21 protein-coding genes are annotated in these 22,724 nt (G+C 41.7%); 4 read left to right on the forward strand and 17 right to left on the reverse strand.

Translation table 11 applies throughout. The features are described 5' to 3' along the window. The first annotated feature begins 19 nt into the window (after window positions 1-19). Window positions 20-550: a hypothetical protein gene (locus B5Y67_RS17695; RefSeq protein WP_088227735.1), complete on the forward strand. Its 531-nt coding sequence runs from the start codon at window positions 20-22 to the stop codon at window positions 548-550. Between the two features lie 203 nt (window positions 551-753). Here the strand turns inward: B5Y67_RS17695 and B5Y67_RS17700 are convergent, their stop codons facing one another. Beyond that, the gene (locus B5Y67_RS17700) at window positions 754-951 is read right to left on the reverse strand and encodes a spore coat protein (protein ID WP_088227736.1); all 198 of its coding nucleotides are present in this window, start codon (window positions 949-951) and stop codon (window positions 754-756) included. Window positions 952-967: 16 nt separating this feature from the next. Next, window positions 968-1,177 (reverse strand): hypothetical protein, encoded by a 210-nt coding sequence (locus B5Y67_RS17705; RefSeq protein ID WP_088227737.1) that lies wholly within the window; start codon window positions 1,175-1,177, stop codon window positions 968-970. A gap of 187 nt (window positions 1,178-1,364) precedes the next feature. Between B5Y67_RS17705 and B5Y67_RS17710 the strand changes: the two genes are divergently transcribed. Continuing rightward, complete coding sequence (locus B5Y67_RS17710) at window positions 1,365-1,901, forward strand: DivIVA domain-containing protein (protein WP_242976037.1); 537 nt, start codon at window positions 1,365-1,367, stop codon at window positions 1,899-1,901. A 49-nt stretch (window positions 1,902-1,950) separates the two neighbouring features. Here the strand turns inward: B5Y67_RS17710 and B5Y67_RS17715 are convergent, their stop codons facing one another. The 6 genes from B5Y67_RS17715 to B5Y67_RS17740 all read right to left on the reverse strand — a co-directional run bounded on the left by B5Y67_RS17715 (window position 1,951) and on the right by B5Y67_RS17740 (window position 11,569). Then, a complete protein-coding gene (locus B5Y67_RS17715) occupies window positions 1,951-3,717 on the reverse strand; it encodes a UbiD family decarboxylase (protein ID WP_088227739.1) in 1,767 nt (588 codons plus the stop codon). Between the two features lie 42 nt (window positions 3,718-3,759). Next, on the reverse strand, window positions 3,760-4,179 hold the full coding sequence (locus B5Y67_RS17720) for a hypothetical protein (RefSeq protein WP_170932731.1): 420 nt from the start codon (window positions 4,177-4,179) through the stop codon (window positions 3,760-3,762). Between the two features lie 190 nt (window positions 4,180-4,369). Next, entirely contained in the window at window positions 4,370-6,967 is a 2,598-nt protein-coding gene (clpB, locus tag B5Y67_RS17725) for an ATP-dependent chaperone ClpB (RefSeq protein WP_088227741.1), read from the reverse strand. 44 nt (window positions 6,968-7,011) lie between these two features. Further along, entirely contained in the window at window positions 7,012-7,989 is a 978-nt protein-coding gene (locus B5Y67_RS17730; protein ID WP_088227742.1) for a J domain-containing protein, read from the reverse strand. Window positions 7,990-8,502: 513 nt separating this feature from the next. Continuing rightward, the gene (locus B5Y67_RS17735) at window positions 8,503-10,245 is read right to left on the reverse strand and encodes a phospho-sugar mutase (RefSeq protein ID WP_088227743.1); all 1,743 of its coding nucleotides are present in this window, start codon (window positions 10,243-10,245) and stop codon (window positions 8,503-8,505) included. 505 nt (window positions 10,246-10,750) lie between these two features. After that, a complete protein-coding gene (locus B5Y67_RS17740; protein WP_088227744.1) occupies window positions 10,751-11,569 on the reverse strand; it encodes a GNAT family N-acetyltransferase in 819 nt (272 codons plus the stop codon). A gap of 176 nt (window positions 11,570-11,745) precedes the next feature. On the opposite strand from B5Y67_RS17740, the gene B5Y67_RS17745 reads away from it, so the two are divergent. After that, entirely contained in the window at window positions 11,746-13,065 is a 1,320-nt protein-coding gene (locus B5Y67_RS17745) for a M18 family aminopeptidase (protein ID WP_088227745.1), read from the forward strand. 6 nt (window positions 13,066-13,071) lie between these two features. Here B5Y67_RS17745 and B5Y67_RS17750 read toward each other — a convergent pair whose 3' ends face one another. Next, window positions 13,072-13,314 carry a hypothetical protein gene (locus B5Y67_RS17750; RefSeq protein ID WP_088227746.1) on the reverse strand — a complete coding sequence of 81 codons (243 nt, stop codon included), beginning with the start codon at window positions 13,312-13,314 and terminating at the stop codon, window positions 13,072-13,074. 303 nt (window positions 13,315-13,617) lie between these two features. Here B5Y67_RS17750 and B5Y67_RS17755 point away from each other — a divergent pair, with 303 nt between their 5' ends. Continuing rightward, complete coding sequence (locus B5Y67_RS17755; RefSeq protein WP_088227747.1) at window positions 13,618-13,920, forward strand: zinc-ribbon domain containing protein; 303 nt, start codon at window positions 13,618-13,620, stop codon at window positions 13,918-13,920. A gap of 108 nt (window positions 13,921-14,028) precedes the next feature. On the opposite strand, the gene B5Y67_RS17760 is transcribed toward B5Y67_RS17755, so the two are convergent. The 8 genes from B5Y67_RS17760 to B5Y67_RS17795 form a co-directional block, all read right to left on the reverse strand. Continuing rightward, window positions 14,029-14,877, reverse strand: a complete 849-nt coding sequence (locus tag B5Y67_RS17760; RefSeq protein ID WP_088227748.1) for a nitrilase-related carbon-nitrogen hydrolase — start codon at window positions 14,875-14,877, stop codon at window positions 14,029-14,031. Between the two features lie 61 nt (window positions 14,878-14,938). Beyond that, entirely contained in the window at window positions 14,939-15,892 is a 954-nt protein-coding gene (locus B5Y67_RS17765) for a LysR family transcriptional regulator (RefSeq protein WP_170932732.1), read from the reverse strand. A gap of 316 nt (window positions 15,893-16,208) precedes the next feature. Then, entirely contained in the window at window positions 16,209-17,666 is a 1,458-nt protein-coding gene (locus tag B5Y67_RS17770; RefSeq protein WP_088227933.1) for a cobyrinate a,c-diamide synthase, read from the reverse strand. Between the two features lie 202 nt (window positions 17,667-17,868). Continuing rightward, the gene (locus tag B5Y67_RS17775; RefSeq protein WP_047808164.1) at window positions 17,869-18,093 is read right to left on the reverse strand and encodes a hypothetical protein; all 225 of its coding nucleotides are present in this window, start codon (window positions 18,091-18,093) and stop codon (window positions 17,869-17,871) included. A gap of 25 nt (window positions 18,094-18,118) precedes the next feature. Then, a complete protein-coding gene (dsrB, locus tag B5Y67_RS17780; protein WP_088189045.1) occupies window positions 18,119-19,177 on the reverse strand; it encodes a dissimilatory-type sulfite reductase subunit beta in 1,059 nt (352 codons plus the stop codon). 33 nt (window positions 19,178-19,210) lie between these two features. Beyond that, window positions 19,211-20,434 (reverse strand): dissimilatory-type sulfite reductase subunit alpha, encoded by a 1,224-nt coding sequence (gene dsrA, locus B5Y67_RS17785; protein ID WP_088189044.1) that lies wholly within the window; start codon window positions 20,432-20,434, stop codon window positions 19,211-19,213. 33 nt (window positions 20,435-20,467) lie between these two features. Continuing rightward, on the reverse strand, window positions 20,468-20,656 hold the full coding sequence (locus tag B5Y67_RS17790) for a 4Fe-4S dicluster domain-containing protein (RefSeq protein ID WP_047808167.1): 189 nt from the start codon (window positions 20,654-20,656) through the stop codon (window positions 20,468-20,470). A gap of 425 nt (window positions 20,657-21,081) precedes the next feature. Then, window positions 21,082-22,695, reverse strand: a complete 1,614-nt coding sequence (locus B5Y67_RS17795) for a (Fe-S)-binding protein (RefSeq protein WP_088227749.1) — start codon at window positions 22,693-22,695, stop codon at window positions 21,082-21,084. Between the last annotated feature and the right edge of the window lie 29 nt (window positions 22,696-22,724).

Here is a 22,724-nt window from a genome sequence, read left to right on the forward strand (position 1 = left end):
CATGCGGAGGAGTTTCTTGATGCTTTCCTTTTCCAGTTTCGTTTTCTCCTGTCGAATGCGTCTTTCAAAATTAAAACATCATAAATTAGCTGTTAGTTTGAGTATTTTAACCTTACTTTCAGCCGCTATCTTAGGGCCGCCTCTCTATGAGGAAAGTTGGCTCGACCCTTTCTCTACACTCGGTCTGTCTAATCGCGAGTTTCACCCTCATGCAATCACAATGCTTGGCATGCTTTATGCAAACGATCCATATCATCCCTATTATTACACGAACCAAAAGGAAATTAGTGCGTTTATACATGACCTGCAACAAGCCACTCCCATTACAGGATCCCAGATTCCTAAAGATTTGAAGGAGCAACCTATCGAGTTTTTTACCTTACATCGTTCTTCTTCTAAATTTCATTCAGAAGAGGATTATGCACTACAATACTACCCTCAAAAAGGAATTGTTCGTTTTGAGAGTCAATTATTTCAAATTAATGATGCTGCTGTTAATTTACTAACACAAATTGTCAAGGACAAGACTCCCGGATGGTGGAAATCTTAAAGTGTCATGACAACAAACTCTTGAAATAGTCTCTATTTCATAATAAAATTGGGCTGTAACAAACTGGTAAGTTTTGTTACAGCCCTTTTTATACAGTCAGAAAGTATAACTTCGTTGCATACTTTCTGACTGTATAAGTGCAACTAACCTGCCGCCTGCGCCAGAGGCTTGGCGCCAGCCAAGTTTTCTTTACATACGCTTGTTTAGGCAATGCCACCATTTTGATTAATTAATTTACTCGCCTTACTATGTGCATTAGTGGCTTCGTTCGCTAAACGTAAGTAGATATTTCTTAAATCGCCGTGATGAGCCCGAGTTGCTAAGGTCATATAGCCCATGGCAGCACTCGCAGCATCTTTTTCATAATCATAAAGCATATCCAAATCACTAAAGTCGCCCATTCTAATTCCCCCTTTTCTACTGGATTTCGTTAACTCCCTTTTTAAAGTATCCTATAACGTCTTCCAAACCTTTGGCCTGCTCTTTAAAAAATCCTTTTACAGCAGGATCTTTGGCCATTTCATGGTACATTAGGCACTTTTTCATAGCCGTTTCGGTTTCAATGATACTTCGAGTCAGCATTCCTTGATCTAGAAGTTTTTTCATTTCCATCTCATTGAGTTGCATTTTTTGACCCTCCTTTTTGGAACTTATTCCATATGACAGTTTCAGGATTTGTAAAATCGCTAATAATTATTCACTAAACCAAAACTTCTTCTTTAAATAACTGGATAAACCGTCCATACCGCTGTACTTTTTTCTTGAAGAGATGTTTTATTATCTAAATAAAGAGGGAGGCTTTAAAGATTTGGAAATGCCGGACTTTAAACGGGTAATCCGTGGCTATGAACCGGAAGCTGTCGATCAAGCCTGGGCTGAAACAGATCGTCAATTATCCGAAGCAAATGCCGCTAATAAAGAACTTCGTTTGCAAATTAATAACCTGCGGGAGCAAAACACGGAATGGGGAAATCGCCTTAAAAGTTATGAAACGATGGAAAGTGACTTAAGAGACGCTTTACTGAGTGCCCAGAGAGTAGCTAATCAAATTCGCGAAGAAGCCAATAATAATGCTGAAACTTTAATTAAATCGGCACGAGATGAAAGTGACGCCATCACCAGCGAAGCGAACCGTCTTGCAGCAGAAAAGAAAACAGAAATAGAGGCAGACCTCGTTGAAAAAAGGCATGAGATTATTCAATTGCAAGAAGAAATTGATGCATTAATAATTAAAAAAGATGAACTCCAAAGCCTTGTTGAACAAAGCATTCAACATTTAGAAATTGTTCAAAACTTATTACGTGATCCTTCCCAAACTCAAACTTTATTCCAGCAGGAAAAAGGCTCTTGAACCGGTTCAAGAGCCTTTTTCGTACTATAAACCTTAAGAACTATAATTGTTACAACCGTAATCCATACTTATTCCAACGCTCATCAACTAATTTGATTGTAGCTTCATCGGGAAGGACTTCACCAGGGTAATCCGGCTTCATTCGGGCATCGACTAAAATGGGCCCATGATAAATAAGACGATGATGCCTGATTTCTGTGGCAGCATAAATATCGTGAGCCGGGTCAAAACGAGTAAAAACTTGCCATAAAAATCCTGTAACGTCAAGAGCTAAATCAAGGTCATCAACTAAGACAAGAAAGGGCCAGTTCTTAAAAGGTTCATCTTCAAGATGTGCCAAAACATCCCCGGCCAATTCTGGTGCGTCTTTAAACGATAGGGACTCTAATATTAAACAGCCGGCACAAAATGGTCTAATGCGGGACACGCCAGGCAGCTTTCCGGCGTCAAATTGTCGGGGCAAATCTCGTTTTGCACTTCCTAAACCAAGCATAATTGCTTTGCTGCCATGGTTTAGTCTGCGCCCTGTATAGTCTAAAGTATCCATGGAAGTTTCGCTTAATATCATAAGATCAGATTCCGGTTCAAAGCGGGCAAGGACAGTTTCAAATAAGAGTTTAAAATTCTGCAGATCCAGTTGTACATCCGTTAGAATCAGGAATTTTGTTAAGGTTAACTGCCCTTCTCCAAGAATTCTGAAGGCGTGAGCCAACGCTTCCCGGCGATAACTTTCTCGAACAATAGCGGCAGCCAGAGCATGAAAACCAGTCTCTGCATAAGTCCAGAGTGCCTTTACTCCAGTCATGACCATCGGAAACATTGGAGACAAGAGGGACTGTAAATATTCGCCGATAAAATAATCTTCTTGACGAGGTTTACCAACAACAGTTGCAGGATAAATGGCATCTCGTCTATGGTAGATTGTCTGAACATTGAAAACGGGAAAATCGTGTGTTAACGAATAATAACCATAATGATCTCCAAAAGGGCCCTCAGGCCTGCGTACAAAGGGAGAAACTTTACCGCAAATGGCAAACTCGGCCTCTGCAATAAGTGGGTGAGGATGAGAAGGAATATCAACTCGAGAGAGCTTTTCTCCCATCAAAAAAGAGGTGAAAATTAACTCAGGGAGCATTTCAGGAAGCGGCGCTATAGCAGCAAGGATCAAAGCCGGCGGGCCTCCTAAAAAAAGAGTTGTAGGAAGGTCTTGTTCAAGCCGTTCTGCTTCAAAATAATGAAACCCTCCCCCTTTATGTATTTGCCAGTGAATCCCCGTCTCTTGATGATTGTAAACCTGGATTCGATACATGCCAAGATTATGTTCTTTCGTCACAGGATGCTCAGTATATACCAAAGGCAAGGTCACAAAAGGACCGCCATCTTCGGGCCAACTCGTCAATACAGGAAGACGAGTTAAATCAACGGACTTCTCCTGAATTTCAAGAACAGGAGCTTTTCCCGGTTTCATAGAACGCAGACCGCTTTTGGCCAGTGAGATAATCCACTCCTTTTCCTGCCAAAGCAGCGACGGTTTTGGCGGAAGCAGGCGATTTAGAGCAGCTACCGCTCTTTGAACAGTTTCTTCCGGCTTTGGGCCAACAGCTAAATCAACTCTTTGCCGTGTACCAAATAAATTAGTCACAACTGGAAATTCACTGCCTTTAACTCGTTTGAATAATAGGGCTGGCCCTTCTGCTTGAATAACTCGGCGGTGAATTTCAGCGAGCTCCAGGTATGGGTCAACTTCAGCCTCAATTTCTATGATTTGCTTTTCCTGTTTAAGAGTCGTGATAAACTGACGTAAATTGGTATGCATAAAACACCTTCTTCAATAGAATCATGGAGCTATGGTTTAGTTTCAATGAGAAGTCTCTGAAATCCCATCTGATTCCAGGAAATTCAAAACAGTTTGAGTGAGGTTGTTACAATTTTGTATAATTTGGCCTAATTCCTGCGAATTCAAGTGATCCGAATGGATACCTGCAGTGATGGTCACAGGAAACAAAATTGCCTGTGCAAGTGCTTCGGCCATAGTTCGGGCAACTTCTACATCTTTATGCCCCGGAACCGGTGTAATATAGACATCTGAACTCCACCCCTCTCCTTGCAAACTTTGACGGGGCAGAGCAAGAACAACCCCACCAACATGAGGCTTTTCTCCACCTGTTAAAAGGCCTTGCAGTCCATTGCCTGTATCGATAAGAGTTAGCCGTACTTGACAGCGTCCCACTCCTTCTTGCCACTGATATGACATTAATTCTGAATGTTTATCGAACATTATTGAACATCCCCACCTCTCTGTTTAACATCTATTCCGCTTTATTATACATTTTGGTCTTAATTATAGACAAGTATTTGCTGCATTGCTAACCTTGTTTGGAGGTTATAAAGAAACCTTCGGCTCCGCCTTTCTTTGTCAAAGCGGAAGCCAAAGGTTTTTATCCATATCCAAATAGACAAAATATGGTTTAATTTGATAAAACTTTAAATATATAGTCCCCTGCAGCATCAATTTCAACGACTATTTTTTGCCCATCTTTTATCTCAGCCTGTAATAATTTAAGCGCCAAGGGGTTCTGGAGACGTTGTTGAATAACACGTTTCAGCGGCCGTGCCCCATAAACAGGATCATAACCTTCGTTGGCTAGTTGTTGCAAAACTTGATCTGTTATTTCTAAGGATATATTACGTTCATGCAAACGTTTGCGTAAATGGCCCAGTTGAATCTCAATAATTTGTCCAATGTGTGACCGATCAAGAGGATGAAAGACGATGACTTCGTCAAGACGATTAAGGAATTCAGGGCGAAAATGCTGCCGTAATTCTTCGTTGATGGCTGAACGGACTTCTTCCTGGGGAGCATTTCTGCGGGATAGTTCCTGAATTATAGGACTGGCAATATTACTCGTTAAAATAACTACGGTATTTTTAAAGTTGACAATTCTTCCCTGACCATCGGTAAGCCGTCCGTCATCCAAGAGTTGTAACAAAACATTGGTTACATCACTATGGGCCTTCTCCGTTTCATCAAATAAAATAACACTATAGGGCTTACGACGTACGGCTTCCGTTAATTGACCGCCTTCCTCATAACCAACATAGCCGGGAGGGGCTCCGATCAGACGAGCTACCGTGTGCTTCTCCATATACTCCGACATGTCGATCCGCACTAATGCTTGATCATCATCAAAGAGGAACTCCGCTAGGGCTCGTGCCAATTCTGTTTTGCCCACTCCGGTAGGCCCCAAGAAAAGGAAAGAACCTAAGGGGCGATTAGGATCCTGCAGACCGGCACGGGCTCGTCGAACGGCATCTGAAACGGCGCGTACAGCCTCATCCTGCCCAATCACTCGTTGATGAATTCGTTCCTCCATCTGGACAAGTTTCTCCATCTCGCTTTCCATCAATTTGGAAACAGGAACATGGGTCCAAGTAGCTACAATTTCGGCAATATCCTGCTCTACTACTTCTTGCTTTAACAGAGAATCTTGTTTACTCTGGAGCTTTTCTTCTTCATTCTTTAAATTTTTCTCCAGGTTGGGGATTATCCCGTATTGTAATTCTGCGGCTTTATTATAGTCTAATTGTTGTTGAGCTTGTTCCATGAGATTTCGAGAACGATCCACCTCTTCTTTGAGCTGTTGAATCTTCGTCAGGATTTCCCGTTCACCCTGCAGTTGAGCCTCGAGAGCTGACCGTTCTTCTTTAAGATTAGCAAGTTCTTTTTCGATTTTGCCTAAACGTTCTTTGCTGGCTTCATCTTTCTCCTTCTTGAGGGCTTCCCGTTCAATTTCCAGCTGCATAATTCGGCGTTTAATTTGGTCTAACTCATAGGGATCACTCGTTATTTCCATCCGCATCCGCGCGGCGGCCTCATCAATTAAATCAATGGCCTTGTCAGGCAGAAAACGATCACTGATATAGCGATCCGACAGTACTGCAGCCGCAATAATCGCTCCATCGGTTATGCGAACCCCGTGATGCGTTTCATAACGTTCCTTTAAACCTCTTAGAATAGAAATAGTATCTTCCACACTAGGAGCATCAACAATGATTGGCTGAAAACGACGCTCCAGAGCAGCATCTTTCTCGATATGCTTACGATATTCTGCCAGAGTAGTTGCTCCAAGCATGCTTAGTTCTCCGCGAGCTAGCATAGGCTTCAGCATATTACTGGCATCCATGGCTCCTTCAGCTGCCCCCGCACCCACGACTGTGTGCAATTCATCAATAAACAAAATTACATCGTCACGATTCTGAATTTCTTTCAGGACTGCTTTTAAGCGTTCTTCAAATTCCCCGCGATATTTAGCCCCAGCAATCATCGTTCCAAGATCAAGGGCGATGACTTGTTTATCTTTAATTGCCTTGGGGACGTCACCGCGAACAATTCTTTGAGCTAGCCCCTCAACAATCGCGGTCTTTCCGACTCCTGGTTCTCCAATCAACACCGGATTGTTTTTAGTTCGTCGAGATAGAGTTTGGATCACCCGACGAATTACCTCATCCCGTCCGATGACAGGATCTAAACGTCCGCGTTTAGCCTGCTCAACTAAATTCAAACCGTATTGTTCCAAAGCCGCATAGGTCCCTTCTGGGTTTGGGCTTGTTACCCGCTGTGTTCCTCTCACTTCCCGCAAGGCTTGAAGGAGATTTTCCCGGGTTAATCCAGCCTGTTTAAGAACCTTTTCAGCGGCTCCTCCGGCTTTTTCCAAAATGGATAACAGGATATGCTCAGTGCTTACGTATTCATCGCCGAAGGTAGACATTTCGTCATGAGCGGCAACCAAGACTGTCCGCAAGCGCGGAGATATTGTAATTTGAAGGTTCCCGCCGCTTATGCGCGAAAATCGGTTTATTTCTTGACGCAGGGATTGAACAAGAGCCCCAACTGCCAGATTTATTTTTGCTAAGACTTGGGGAACCACACCGTCTCCCTGTTCCAGAAGTGAAAGCAGTAAATGTTCCGGTTCAACCTGACTGTTTCCGTTCCGTTCTGTCAATGCTTGCGCCTGAGCAATTGCTTCTTGGGATTTTTGAGTAAATCGATTTGTATCAAATGCCATGGTTACACTCTCCTCTCTAAATTAAAGTTAAATAAGAATGTTTACTAGGTTATACCCCGTTTTTGCGCTAATTCACGAAGGGCAGCAAGTTCTTGTGGATTCAAATTATCCGGAAGTACGATTGATAATTCCGCTAATAGGGCTCCGTATTGGCGGGGTTGTTCTAATTTCGGCATTCCTTTTCCCTTCAAGCGAAACTTTTTCCCACTTTGAGATAAAGGTGGAATTTTAAGAAGGACTTCCCCGCCAAAGGTCGGAACGCGAACTTCCCCCCCAAGGATTGCTTTATAAAAATCGACCGGCAAAATAATTTTTAAGTCATCACCATCTCTGCTGAAACGGGGATCGCCGCTGACCGTAATATTTAGATAAAGGTTTCCTGCAGGCCCCCCAGCAATCCCAGGACCGCCTTGTCCGGCCAAACGAACCTTTGACCCCATCCTTACGCCCTTGGGAATCTTAGCCTCAATTTGCTTTTCTCCAGTTCTGATAACCCTTTTAGTGCCATTGTACGCTTCCTCCAAGGTCACTTGGACATCAACGTCAAGATTTTGTCCGGCACGAGATCTAACCCCTGTCGAACTGCCTCCAAAGCCAAAGGATTGTCCCCCTCCGAAAAGAGTCGAGAAGAAATCCGAAAAACTATCTGCTCCATCAAAGCCCCCAGAACGAGCTGAACCCCCGAACATTTCGGCAAACTCTTCGGGGGACATGGTATAAGTTTGATGTCCGCCATCACCGGGATGTGCCTGCCATCGGCCCCAATCGAAATCCCCGCGTCCGCCGCGCTTCTGCCATTGTTGATAATCCTGCTTCAATTCGTCATACTTTCGCCGCTTCTCAGGATCACTAATTGCTTGATAAGCCTCACTGACCTCTTTAAATTTAGCTTCAGCCGATTTGTCTCCCGGATTTACGTCGGGATGATACTTCTTAGCCAGCTTTTGGTAAGCTTTTTTAATCGTTTTATCCTCCGCATCAGGAGAGACCCCCAGAATTTCATAATAATCTTTAAAATCCATAGTACCACCTCAAATGATCAAACTTTCCACGTCATGATTTATGAGAACTTCCCCTATATTGTCTAAACTTAAAATGCTGCACTTGGGATATATTGGTTTTATTTTTCCTTGACACTTAGATTATATTCTCTTTTTTAACGAAGGTCAATAATGGTCAGATATTATTATGAGAATTATTCTTTAATAGCCAACATTATTAATTGAAAAAGGTATGCCTTGAGTAATTACCCAAAACATACCATAATTAACGAACTACCATCTTTAACAAACACTTCTTTACCATTTATCTGATTTGATCATCCTCAGAAGACGATAATTCCGAGTGAACTCGTTCAGCCAAAGCTGAACATCGGGGCTTCAGATACAATAATGTCCAGTGGACATTATTGCCGAGCCGCCTTTCCCAATAGGAATACTTAGCGGCGAAGGCGGACTCTACCCCTCCTGAAGTTAACGAAGGACCCACCCCCACTTATAGAAGTGGTCTTAAAAATTGGATAAATTGAGCCCAATCTATTTTGAGCGTATTAGAGCGATGCGATTCATGACGTTGTCTTTGACCAAGCGCAGTGACTCCTCTGCAGCCGATTGCGAATCTGCTTTTACGGAGAAATAGAACTTGATCTTAGGTTCTGTTCCAGATGGCCGAACCATAACAAACCCGCCTCCTGCAAAGGAAAATCTCAAAACATTGGAACGCGGAAGTGTTAGGGGATAGGATTGACCTGTTACAAGGTTTTTGCCAATTTGTTGCTCATAATCATCAATTTTTCCAATCTGAATACCGCATATTTCACGGATTCCCTCCTGACGAAGTGAGTCCATAATCCAAACCATTTCTTCTTGGCCCCGATGGCCTTCTAGGGTCAAAGATTCCTGAGAATCAAGGTAATACCCGTACATTTGGTAAATGCTTTCCAAAACTTCAAAAAGGCTGCGATGTTCCATACTTCTATAATAGAGGGCGGCTTCCGCTAAAAGGACTGAAGCAATAATTCCATCCTTGTCTCGAACGAAGTCTCCCGCAAGATAACCATAGCTCTCTTCGAAACCGAATTGGAATTTGCCCCAACCACCATCTTCCATCTCTTTTTCCTTTTCGGCAATGAATTTAAAGCCGGTTAACACATTTTCCACCGCGACCTTAAAATATCGCGCAACCTCATCTGCCAAATCTGTCGAAGCAATTGTTTTGATAATGGCCGCCTTTGCAGGAAGAATGCCTAAATTCTTTTTCTGTGATAGCACATAATAGGTTAACAAGACTCCGATCTGATTGCCTGAAAGCTGACGATAATCGCCATTTGGGGCCCTTAATACCACACCTAGGCGATCAGAATCAGGATCAGTAGCTAACAACAATTCTGCCTTAACCTTCTTCCCATACTCTCGAGCTAAATCAAAGGTCGTGGGGATTTCCGGATTAGGATAAGGAACCGTCGTGAAATTGGGATCGGGTTGTTCTTGCTCTTTTACAACAGTCACAGAACTAAACCCCAGCTCGGCTAAAGCGCTCCGCACTAGTTTATTTCCTGCTCCATGAAAAGGTGTGTAGACAATTGAAAGCTCCTTACCTCGTTGGACATCCAGCTCAGAGTGAAGGGCGAGTTCTTTCACACGAGAGAGGTAAACATTGTCAATTTCAGCGCCGATCATCTGAAGAAGGCCTTCTCTTTTAGCTGCTTCTATGGGCATAGGCTCGATTCCCAGCCAACTTTCACGAGCTTCGATTCGAGCGAGAATTTCATCCGCTTTTGCAGGCGGTACTTGCCCGCCATCTTCCCAATAGACTTTGTACCCGTTATATACTTTGGGATTGTGACTCGCCGTAACAACGATCCCGGCAATCGCTTGAAGTTCTCGCACCGCGAAGGAAAGCTCCGGGGTAGGCCGCAATTCATCAAACAGATAAGCTTTAACACCATTTTGAGCAAGGATCAAAGCAGCTTCAAGGGCAAAGTCCGCAGAAAACCAGCGCGAATCATAGGCTATGACTACACCACGTTTCTTTCCCTCAAGTCCATGATCACAAATGTATTCCGCCAGGCCTTGAGTAACCTTCCTGATAACATACTTGTTCATTCGATTCGTACCTGCGGCCATAATTCCTCTTAAACCACCTGTACCGAATTCTAAGTCCTTATAAAAACGATCCTCAATTTCTTGCTGATCGGTAAGCTGCTTTAATTCTTGTCTTGTTTCTTCATCAAAATAGGGGTTTTCTGACCATATTTGGTATCGATCTCGGAAGCTCATCTCGATAATTCCTCCTTATTGCCTTCGGACTTGGAATATGTTCCCTTTTCAGTGAGTATAACATACTCTAATCCGTTAGAACAGCTTGAACGAAACAACTCAAGTGTAAAAGCGAGCTCCTTATATCAATTAGAGAATATAAGAAACTCGCTTTTAGATTCGGGTTTGGAATGTTTCAAGGCTTATTAGGTTACAATTTAGGATTAGAATCCGGGTCAAAATACCGCTCCCTTTCGTAACTGCTTATCCCTCTTTGTAAACTGGCCTGCGAGTCTGCCCGGACTTAAGGGATTCTAGTCCTATTGACTCTAAGATAGCATTGATCATCAACTGCTCTTTTTGCGTCATAGAAATCTCCTTTCTAATAGAATATTAGATATTTTCTAATTATATACCAATCTCTGTAAATTTTCAAGAGACCATTGGTATCATTTCAACCCAGTAATTTTTGGTAATGACCCTAATTCGCACCATACCTTACTAATATATGCTTCATCCATCCGCATTATTCCAATTTCAAACACATTTCAATTTGCCTCGAATTAGCATATATGCCATTCATTTGGAGGAAGGCTACAATCCAGTCTTCCGGTTGATTTAATAAAGAAAATCCACGCTTACGAAATTTTAGGATCATTGAGGTTATTTCCTCTGCTCCCGCTGTGTTTGAACTCCATACATCGAGGATAGGGCCATTATTCTGCCTAAGGGTTAAAATTCCTGCACTTCCGTTAGCATTCGTTAAAGCCTGAATATTCCGATAGCGTTCTAAATATCCTTGCCGACGCTGCCATGCAGGAATAAAATTGGCCTGCAGACGTTTTTCAAAATATTGCTCTAAGCAAATTTCTTTAAAAGGTTTTATGGTTAAAGCGGATAAAGGGGCATTCTCAAGGGAAGCTGTTCGATAAACATAAAGTTGACGAATCCTCGAAAAGCCGATAGAACGATAAACCTTTTGGGCATAATTTTGAACAAGAACTTCTAAGTAGACTTTTCCAAGGCCAAGACGTTGGGTCAACTCAATCTGTGCTTTCATCAACGGTTTAAAAAGGCCCTTTCCTCGATATCTTGGATCAATGCTTGTTCCTGCAACCCAGCCATCTGAATCCTTTACGGCTAACAAGGAAAACCCCACGATCTGATTATGTGCCCAAATGGCGATAGAGTTCGCTAACTCAACTTGCCCAAGTTCCAGCCAAAATTTCATATGCTCCGGAGTATAAGCCATATTATAATAATAACCCTGCCAGCAGCGATTCCATAGTTCCACCATTTCAGGCAGACGAATCCGTTCTAGTGTGGTCATCCTCATAGATTCCATAACGTAAAACTCACTTTGTTTTGTTATTAAACGACTTTTTTCAATGTTCCAGCTACCACTAGCTTGGTTACAAATAGTAAAATAAGAATGTATTATAATTGATATTAATCGTTTTTCGGAAAAATATCAACGAAAAATATTAACTCTTTTGTAAAGTAAGAAAGGCGGTCCCAGTAATGCAAGTGTCAAAGATTAGTAACGAAGAACTTCAATTTGCTAATGGTCTTCTTCAATTTATTAAAGAAAGTCCCTCTTCCTTTCATGCAGTGGAAAGCGTTAAACAGCTGTTAATGCCTTATGGCTTTAGCAGCTTAAATCTCGCGGACAAGTGGGCAATCGTACCTGGAGGCAAATATTTTGTCACGCGTAACGATTCGGCAATTATTGCTTTTGTAGTCGGTGAAGGAGATCTGGAATCGACAGGTTTTCATTTAATCGGAACTCATACAGATAGTCCCAGTTTTCGTATTAAACCTATGCCCGAAATCCCAACTGAAGGATACCTTAAACTTAATGTTGAAACTTATGGCGGACCAATTCTGAATACGTGGTTAGACCGCCCTCTTTCTCTAGCAGGACGGGTAATCCTGCGCGGAACCTCTAATTTTCACCCTCAAAGCAACCTATTTCGTAGTGAACACCCCTTACTTGTTATTCCTAATATTGCCATTCATTTAAATAGAAAAGCTAACGAAGGTTTTGAATTAAATAAGCAAAAAGATTTGCTTCCGCTGCTAGCTCAAATTAAAGATAAATTGCAGCAAGAAGGAGTACTTATTGAACATCTGGCAAATACGTTTCATTGCTCCAAAAACGATATTTTAGATTTTGATCTTTTCCTTCATGATCATCAAGAGGGATGTTTTGTTGGTTTACAACAGGAGTTTATCTCCAGCGGACGACTGGACGATTTAGCAATGGTACATGCGGCTGCTTCAGCCCTAACCAAGGCCAAAACAGGTTTACCAACTCAGGTTTTAGCCTGTTTTGATCATGAGGAATGTGGAAGCACGTCAAAACAAGGCGCGGCTTCACCTTTTTTAGCACATGTTCTTGAGCGAATTCTTTTAGCACAGAAAAAAGACCGGGAGGCTTTTTTCCTAGCCTTAGAACATTCCTTTTATCTCTCAGCGGACATGACTCACGCTCTTCATCCCAACGCAGGAGAACGACATGACCCTATACACCATCCGCTTCTCAATAACGGACCTGTGATAAAATATAGCGCTAACCAAAGCTACGCTACGGATGCTGAATCGGCGGCGATCTTTTCTTCACTTTGCCAGAGTATCAATGTTCCCGTTCAAAAATTTGTCAATCGGTCTGATGAACGAGGCGGATCAACAATTGGTCCTATTACCAGCACTCACCTCGACATTCGATCAGTAGATATTGGGAACCCAATCTTAGCCATGCATTCGGTGCGAGAGCTTGGAGGGACAAAGGACCACTTAGCAATCAAAAATGTCTTTATTCAATTTTATGAGACTTGTTAATTTCTTTTAACTAGAATGTAAAAACGAGAGGCAGCTCTGTAAAAACTCGACCGCATAGTCCCGCTGAACAACCATCACTTGATCCTTCGTGGTGCTTAGAGGGATAAAAACTGCAGTGACCTGCTCAAAATCATAAATTTTATTTCCAGTTGCTTGACATATCAAATACCCTTTGTGATTAAATAAATCCTCCAATCGTTGTACCCCAAGAATACGCTCTGGTATTAACTCAGGATCATGGTCTTCCACATAAATCCCTCCTCAGCACCTAATATCTGATAGACTAAATTCTATGCAATGCAGTTAAACTTTAAGACATAAACAAGAAATAAATCGACCTTAGTTTTTGGATATTATACCGTATATATCCATTTTTTCCTAACTTGAATAATTTGCGGCTAATTCTGGTTGATTATTGTAAGTCTTTTAGATATAATAGAAGTGCTCGAAGTACTTGTGGATTTACACAGACCTTCTCGATTGCCTCAGGCTATGGGAAGACCTTTCTGAACTTCCCATGTCGCGGGTAATAAAAATTAATGGGGGTCTATTATGTTTAACGACAAAATCCTAACTTGTAAAGACTGTGGCCGTGACTTCGAATTTACTGCATCTGAACAAGAGTTTTATGCTGAGAAGGGATTTACAAACGAGCCTGGTCGTTGTCCAGAATGTCGTGCTGCTCGTAAAAACCAAAACAGAAACAATGGAGGATTCTCTCGACAACCTCGCGAAATGTTTCCTGCTATTTGTTCAGCATGTGGTAAAGAAACAACGGTTCCATTTCAGCCGTCAGGTGATAAACCAGTTTATTGCCGAGATTGCTACCAATCACGTTCACGTAACAATTGGTAATTATTAATTCTCACGAAAAAACCTTTCTAAGCATATGCTTAGAAAGGTTTTTTGCTTTATTCATAGCCCAACGGTTTCTCTGGGATTTCAGAGTCAACAACAATTATGTTAACGTTGAACATCCAGTTCAAGAAGTTCATGATAAAGTTCTTTACGTCTGTCCGCAAGGAAAAAACTATCTCTCATTGAAAGTCGGTCAAAACGACGAATTTTATTAATTCGTTCTGCAGAAAGAGTGGAGATAAATATACGTTCTTCTAATACTTCTGTGTTAGAAATTACTTCACCTTTCGGACCGATGGTTAACGTTCCGCCGCTGAACTCTTTGCCTTTACCGTTACTCCCGATCAAATTACAGGCTCCCAGATATACTGAATTATCGTAGGCTCTTGTTCCCAGATAACGCAGCCAGATCTCTTTTCGATCACCCGCTATGACAGGAGAAGCATGAGGAGCAAAAATAATCTCTGCGCCTTTCAAAGAATAAATGGCAGTCACCTCCGGAAAATGCCAATCCCAGCATATTCCAACGGCAAACGTTGTTCCCTGTGCGTGGAATACTGGAAATTGGTTTCCAGGGGTAAAATAGTCCAGCTCACTTCTCCCTAAATGAACTTTGCGATAAACCATATCCTCGTTACCCGGAGACAAAATAGCATGTGAAATATAGGGCTTTCCGGCCTTATTATCTTGCTCAACCAGGCCAACCAGCAAGATAATTCCCAAATCTTCTGCGCATTCTTTCAAGCGGTTTATTACTGAACAACGAATCGTATCACCAAGCTCCGATGCATACTGCGGCGAATATCCGTCTAAGGCACATTCAGGAAAACACAAAAAGGAAACCTTCTTCTTACTTGCCACTTCAGCAAGATGTGTGATTCTCATAAAATTAGTTTCTCTTTCGCCGATATGAGATTCCATTTGAACTAAGCCTATTTGACAGTCATGTTGCATAGTTTCCTCGCTCTTCCACTCATGACATTAGAGTATTTGATAAACACTTAAATTTGTTCTTTTATTCTATGCTGTCCAATTCATTATAATCTTTACTAAGGATTTCCGATAACAATCTATGATCGTGAAGCAAATCAATTAAAAGGCGCTCGTCTTTTGACTGAGTCGCTTGGGTATTTTGATGTGCATTTGTAAGAATGCTTAAAGGCCGATAGACCGGAGCATCCTGAATTTTTAAGGACTTAAAAATCTTTTGATCACATTCCCGACGGACAGTAAGGGAAGAAATAATCGTTATCCCTAAACCTGCTGCAACGACTTCTTTGATTGCCTGAGTGCTTCCTAACTCCATACTGATGTTTAACTGTTCCGGTTCAAGGCCTCTCTCTTTGAGAGCCATTTCCATAACCTTACGTGTTCCAGAACCATCCTCACGAGTTACCAGACGCTCATGAGGCAATTCCGCAAGAGTAATGCTCTCTCTAGCTGCCCAGGGATGAAAATAAGGAAGTACGACAACCAATTCGTCTTCCCAAAACTTTTCGACGTTAAGATCCTTATGCCGTGGAACAGGTCCTTCAATTAAACCAATATGGATCTTTTTCTCTAAAACATCCTGCGATATGGAATCTGTGTTCGCAATTTTGACCTTAAAATCAACATCAGGATGATTTCTATATAAATAGGCCAGAATATTAGGAAGAATATACTCCCCTATTGTCAATGTCGCTCCTAAATAGATAAGGCCTCTCCGCCCTTTTGACAATGCACTGATCTGTTCTTTGGCATTCATAAGAATATCCAGTACACTTCGAACATGAGTATAAAATATTTCTCCCTCTTTTGTCAGGGTTACTCCTTTATTCGTTCTATCGAAAAAACGAGCACCGTATTGATTCTCCAAGTTCTGAATCTGCAAACTAATACTAGGTTGGCTCATATGGAGTTTTTTCGCAGAGAGCGTAATGTTTTTAGTTTCTGCCACTTCTTTAAAAACAAGAAAGTGTTGTTCCATGATGGTAAATCTCCCTCCTAGATTTATATCCATAAAATATTTTGCCAATTGCTTTGGTTAGCGTCTGTCATAAAAAAATAGGTTTGGTATCGTATATATTTATAATACCATTAGCAGAAAGATTATTCCAGATGAGCAAACGTTCTTTTTCTTAAATATAGGAAATTTAAGAACTCCGCATTAGATTATGGTTCTGCGGAGTTCTTTTTTCAGCATATCCGGGATTAAATCAATCAGGTGAAGATGCTTATATTGCCTCCCAAATATGATTTATCCGGGTTTCAAATATATAATATCATAAACGTTGAAACTATATCTAATTTTGACCGGCAGCTTTCTCAAGTAACAGCCATTTTCTTTGCTTATATTGTATGGCGAGATCAACCATACGTTCAGCCCAAACTGGGCACCCTACAGCATGAAGATGATTATAAGAAGCAAATACATTCTTATAATATATTCCATCATGTTGTCCGTCAATTCCATGACCACGTTTTACTTCAAAACCAAATTTTACATCAGAAGATAAATTAATAATACGAGAATTATGAAATTCGTGTCCTTTAACTTCTATATCATCATCAAACCAAGGTTGCCCCTGGTTAACTTTCATCAGCGTATACCCATGCCCTTGGGGTTTCCGTTCCATTTGAGTATCAAAGGGAAGCAATCCTACCATATTGTAACTTTTATTCGAGATACATATGGAGCGACCCAGAAACATTAATCCCCCACATTCAGCATAGATCGGGAGACCTTTTTCTGCATAGAATTTAATATCTTCCCGGATTGATTTATTCTTTTCAAGTTCTGCAGCGAAAATCTCCGGAAAGCCTCCCCCAATATATAAACCATCGAGGTCATCAGGAAGTTTACTATCAATTAGCGCTTTAATTGGAATCAGATTAGCTCCAAGTCGCTGTAAGGCCTCAATATTTTCAGGATAATAAAAACTAAAAGCAGCATCCTTAATTATTCCAATATTAGGCGAACTGTTCCTTGCTTTCAGATTATCGTCTGAATTAATTAAAGTTTTTCCCTGGATATTTGGAACTTTCGGGGCACTTCGAGCTAACTCCAACACTAGTTCCAAATCAACATGTTGAGAAATAACCTCTGCAAAATAATCCAATAATTGATTTGTTTCATTGAATTCATCACTCGTGACTAAGCCAAGGTGGCGATCAGGAATGGTTAAATTAAGATCTTTAGGAATTGCTCCAACGACAGGAATCTTGCAAAATTCCTCAATAGACTCACGTGCAACTTTCTCATGCCGATTACGAGCTACTTTGTTAAGAACAACACCAAGTATTTGTACTTCCGGGTCAAAATGCTGATACCCCATAACCATTGCCGCAATGCTTCGAGTCATACGGGTCGCATCAACAACCAAAAGTACTGGTGTTCGTGTTATCTTAGCTATTTCAGCTGTTGAGCTGCTCCCTCGCAGGTCAGATCCATCATATAATCCCATAGCGCCTTCAATAATTGTAACATCTTTGTCGCTTGAATGATTATAAACGGACTCACAAAGTTCTTGATGTGTCATAAAATAAGCATCTAAATTGCGGCTTGTTGTACGAGCAGCTACAGTATGCCAACTGGTATCAATATAATCAGGTCCCTTTTTAAAAGGTTGAACCCTAACACCCTGCCGCACAAAAGCCCTTAATAATCCTAAGGTAAAGGTGGTTTTGCCACTTCTCCCTTGAGGTGCTCCAATGACGATGCGTGGGACGCTTAGGTTACTTTGATCAAGATTCACAGTCATATTTTCTGATATAGGCAACACATCATCCACACCTTTCTTGGAGCTTTTGCTTATGACTTACGGCACCTCATAACAAAATTGACCACCCAACTTCCGATCCCGGGTAATGCTTGATCGAATAATCAGCAGAAACAGGATCAGAGAAGTCGGGATGGTCAACGATTTAAAACTGATGATTAAGAGTGATCGCGTCGATCAATAATTATGAATTTGGTGTTTTTACTTTACCTTTTAGGCAAATATAAGTTGTCGTAATATAGAGGTATTCAACAAGGTCCTCAGCAGTAAGTTCTTTTACGGCATCATCAACATCGCTTTTCTTCTCGCCGATGGCAACCGCAACGTCTCTACTTTTAGCTTTTTCAACCTTAGCCAAGTACTCAAGAACTTTCTTCTTGACTTCTGGGTTCGCTGGTCCTCTACCCATTTGTCTATACCCCCTAAATTTTTAATTAGTATTTAAATCCAGCAGCCGTACGGAAAGTCTCCCGTGCAAAGATATAATCGTCAATAAGCATTTCAGAGAACGGCAATCCACTTAGGCTAAAGAATTTTTCCCAGCCAATACGCTCAATCCATTCACCAAGACGCTCACCTTTGTGTGCATTGGCAATCCAGAGTTCAATAATACTGCGGATAGCTTCTGTAACTTCAGGCCAACGCGGCGGATTGTTCGGCAGGAACGGAATTACCATGCGAGAAAAGCTCGGTGCAGTACGGGCATTGGAAACTTTACCACCGATGAGAATAGCAATACCGTCATTTCTCGGATCATAAATTTCCATAGCCGGAGACATGGTGTAGCAGTTTCCGCAGTACATGCATTTATCTTCATTTACGACAACGCTCTTGTTCTTCGGATCTGGACGAATAGCACCAGTCGGGCAGCTTGCTACCAGCGTCGGGATTTCAGTTGTTTTACGGAGTTTTTCATGATCAATACGAGGAGGAGTACGGTGAACACCAACAATTCCGATGTCACTGCAGTGTGTTGATCCACACATATTTAAGCAGCAGGCTAAGCCCATTTTGAGTTTAGCCGGGAGCTTCATGGATTCAAAATACTCATATAAGTCATCCATAACAGCCTTAACGACGCCTGAAGCATCTGTTGCAGGTGTATGGCAGTGAACCCATCCTTGAGTGTGGATGATGTTACTAATGGATGCTCCTGTACCGCCAACAGCATATCCTTGAGCAGATAATGTCTCAAGAAGAGCCTTAAGTTTTGCTTCATCGGACACTAAGAATTCTACGTTGTTACGTGTTGTGAAACGCAGATGTCCATCGCAATATTGGTCAGCAAGGTTGCAAATATCACGAATGAAATCAATACTTACTAAACGAGGAGAACCTACACGCACACTATAAAGAGCTGCACCGCTCTCAGCAACGTGTTTGAGTACACCCGGTTGTGGGATCTCATGATATTGCCATTTGCCATAGTTTTCCTTAATTATTGGAGGAAGCATCTCCTTATAATTAGGAGGTCCTTGGTCTAATTTTGCCATGATTATCCACCTCTCGTTAAACTATCTATTTTATTAGAGTTTCGAACCATCAAGAGCAGTACCTGACTTGTCAAGGTCATCTTGCTGCCAGAATACATATGGGTTAGCACGCGGACGGAAGACTTGCTGTGGTACAGCAGGAATTTCACATTCACGTAGGAATTTACCCATTCCTACGCGATAAATTAATTCTCCAAGACGCTCACGAGACTTACCGTTCTCATCCCACCAATCCCAAATGCGTCTTACGAGATCTTTAAATTCCTCAAAGTCGCTTTCCGCTTCCATCTTCATGAAAGGTACAACCACTGAAGACATAAACGCTGATTGAACGATTGTTGATTTACCACCGATCAAAATGGAAGCGCCTTTTTCTTTACCAGCTTTAATTGCTTTAGGCATCATGTTGATGCAGTGCATACAACGCGTGCAATCTTCAGCAACTACGGAAAGCTCTTGAGCTTGGCTATTATAAGTCAGGCACTTAGTCGGACATTTGTCACAAACCAGACCTTGAATATCAAAGTTCTTCGCTGCATATTCTTTAACAGCTGCTTGATCAAATTGGATGGAATCACGCCAAGTACCAATGACTGAGATATCTGAGCGGGCAATTGCACCGGTGCAGTCGTTAGCACAGCCTGAGAACTTAATTTTGCTCTTATAAGGCCACATTGGACGGTGAAGCTCATCCATAAATTCATTGGTAATATTATAGCATGCTTCAAGAGTATCGTAGCAGGCAAACTCACAACGGCCAGGTCCTACGCAGCAGTTGGTTGTCCTAAGGCAGGATCCAGATCCGCCCAAGTCAAAACCAGCTTCGCTATACTCATCAAAGATAGGTTGGATATCCTCTGTTTTACAGCCTAGCAAAATGACGTCCCCAGTAGAGCCATGCATGTTTGTTAAGCGGCTGCCGTATTTCTCCCAAATATCACAAATTGTGCGAAGTGTTTTCGTGTTGTAGAAGAATCCTGATGGTTGATTGATACGGACTGTATGGAATTCAGCAACATTTGGATAGGTTTCAGGCTCATCAACATAACGGCCGATAACACCACCGCCGTAACCTCTAACTCCAACAATTCCACCATGTTTCCAGTGTCCTCTGTGCTCAACATAAGATCTCTCCAAAACTTGGAGCAACTCGCCAGCAGACTCACTCTTAACTGCAGCGCGTTTCATTTCCGTCACAAAACTGGGCCATTTTCCTTTTTCCAGTTCGTCCAGTAGCGGCGTTTTCTTTTCCGTCATTGCACACCCTCCATCTATTATTTTATGGGGTTTCTACATTTCAGTAATAGTGACAGCACCAGTCGGGCAAACAGAAATGCAGCTTTCGCAACCCATACATTCTGATTCGTCGCCGATTACATGTGCTTTGTCATCACTAAAGCCAAGCAGGTGAGCTGGGCATCCTTCAGTACATGAATTGCAGCCAGAGCACTGATCCTCGTCAATTGATACGATAAACACTAATTACACCTCCTTAACCTTAAAAGAGAAGTATTAAAAAATGAACATTGTGAGAAATTAGGAGAAATCTTCTTGTGTAAATTAACACTAGTTCATATTCTTAATTTAACACCTTGTATTCTATACGTACAATATATAATTGCGATTGTACAATATGCAAAACTAATTATTATATTTATCGTTAGATATGCAGCGTTAATTACATTTTCGTTTAGTGTAAACTTCTATAGTTCTTTAAAGTTCTTTAAAGCCCACCATAAAATTTCTTCCCAAATTTGTTGCACCATGGCCTTGAAAACAAGAAAGTTCATAGCATAACATGAAATAAGCAAACAGTCTTGGAACACCTGTTCCTAAATGTTTGCTGAAAAGATGGACCATTCCAGATCAATGAAATGGTCCATCAGTAAATTATATGGCTAAAACTATTCCAGGAATTCGAAGTAAGGTCGTTTCATGCTTACAAGAGCATTAACCATAAGTTCAACGAGACCGCCATACTGCAGATTAAACTTCTCTGTAGCATCATAGTGCTCTAGAATTGCCCGCATAGCTCCCTTACAGTTAGAACAGGGGGCGCAGATATACTTAACCTGAGAGGCATCTTCCATTTTACCTTGAAAAGCGCCAAGAATTTGGTTGAACTTCATACGGGAAGCCACATTATCTCGAAATTGCGGGAAGTTTAGAGCATTCATAATGGCAAAGCCACTCCCCCCGCCACAGCAATAATTATCAACGCCATGGGGTGTCATTTCTCTGAACTGAGGGCAGATTTCCCTTAAGACATTTCTCTGGGGCTCAACAATCCCCATCTGACGAACAACATTACAAGGATCATGCAAAGTCACCGGAAAATTATTACGGCTGGGATCCATTTTCAGACGCTTACTCTGCACCAAATCCCAGAGAAGCGGCAAACAGCTTTCAACATTAACTTTCGCATCTCCATAAGCCATACGGTCACCTGCAACAATAGATGCTTTATGTGCATGGCCGCATTCACCGACGATAATACGATTAACGCCCAGTTCCTTAGCAGCCTTCATCTGAGCTAAAGCAATTTTCTTAGCTTGAACGTCATCATACCACAATCCGTAGTTAACACTGTCATAACCCATCATTTCACTGCTTAGTGTCCAATTAAGGCCTGCTTCGTTCATCAAAATTGCAAAAGCAACAGGATTTTCCGGCCACGCAATGAATTCTCCGGCGTTATGCAAAACAAGAATATCTGCACCCTTTTTGTCAACAGGGAATTTCAATTTGATACCAAATTTCTCTTCTGTATCTTCTTCCAAAAATTCCAAGGTATCTAAGAAAGCTGGTTTTGTTAAACCTGTGGAGGAACCCGTTTTGAGTTGCAGCATAGATCCTTTATTGTGCAGAGGTGTTGGGGCAATTCCCATTTCCTGGCTAAAGATCTTACGAATTTCCTTTGAGAGAATAGAATTATCTAAGCCCAACGGACAAGTTTGAGCACATCGGCGGCAGAGATTGCAACGGTAAGCTAACTCGCCTAAACGTGCAATTGTTTCCCAATTGACATCAATGTCCGCACCTACAAAGCCGCCTAATAGTTTTCCGCTCTTCGTAAAATACTTTTTCACAACTTTACGCAGAACTTCCGAGCGGAAAATTGGACGGTAAAGTTCATTGTCTCCGGCTGCTTTATAGATATGGCAAGCTTCGGAACACGTGTTGCATTTCGCGCAATATTCAAAAGACAGTAACAGAGGTTCCAATATACCATTATTGGCATCTGAGAAAATTTTCTCTAAACCACTAAGAAACTTACGCACAAATTCGTCTTCTTCCTCTTTCGTTTGAGGACGGGTCAGAGTATCGAGTCCGATAAAGCCGTCTAAAGATGCACAGTATTTTTCTCTCCATGCAGGCTTGGGCTCGGAAATAGGTGGCTGCATACCCGGTTTATCATAGGGAGGCAATAATGGCATAAGATTATAGGTTTCGAGTTTAATCAATTGTTCATCCGGACGTCCCAAATCTTTCGGGCGCAAATCTTTTTGATCTAACATATATTTAGTTCTCCTCTTCTCAAAAAGTT

It is taken from the genome of Desulfosporosinus sp. FKB, from assembly GCF_002196705.1.
Lineage (GTDB): Bacteria > Bacillota > Desulfitobacteriia > Desulfitobacteriales > Desulfitobacteriaceae > Desulfosporosinus.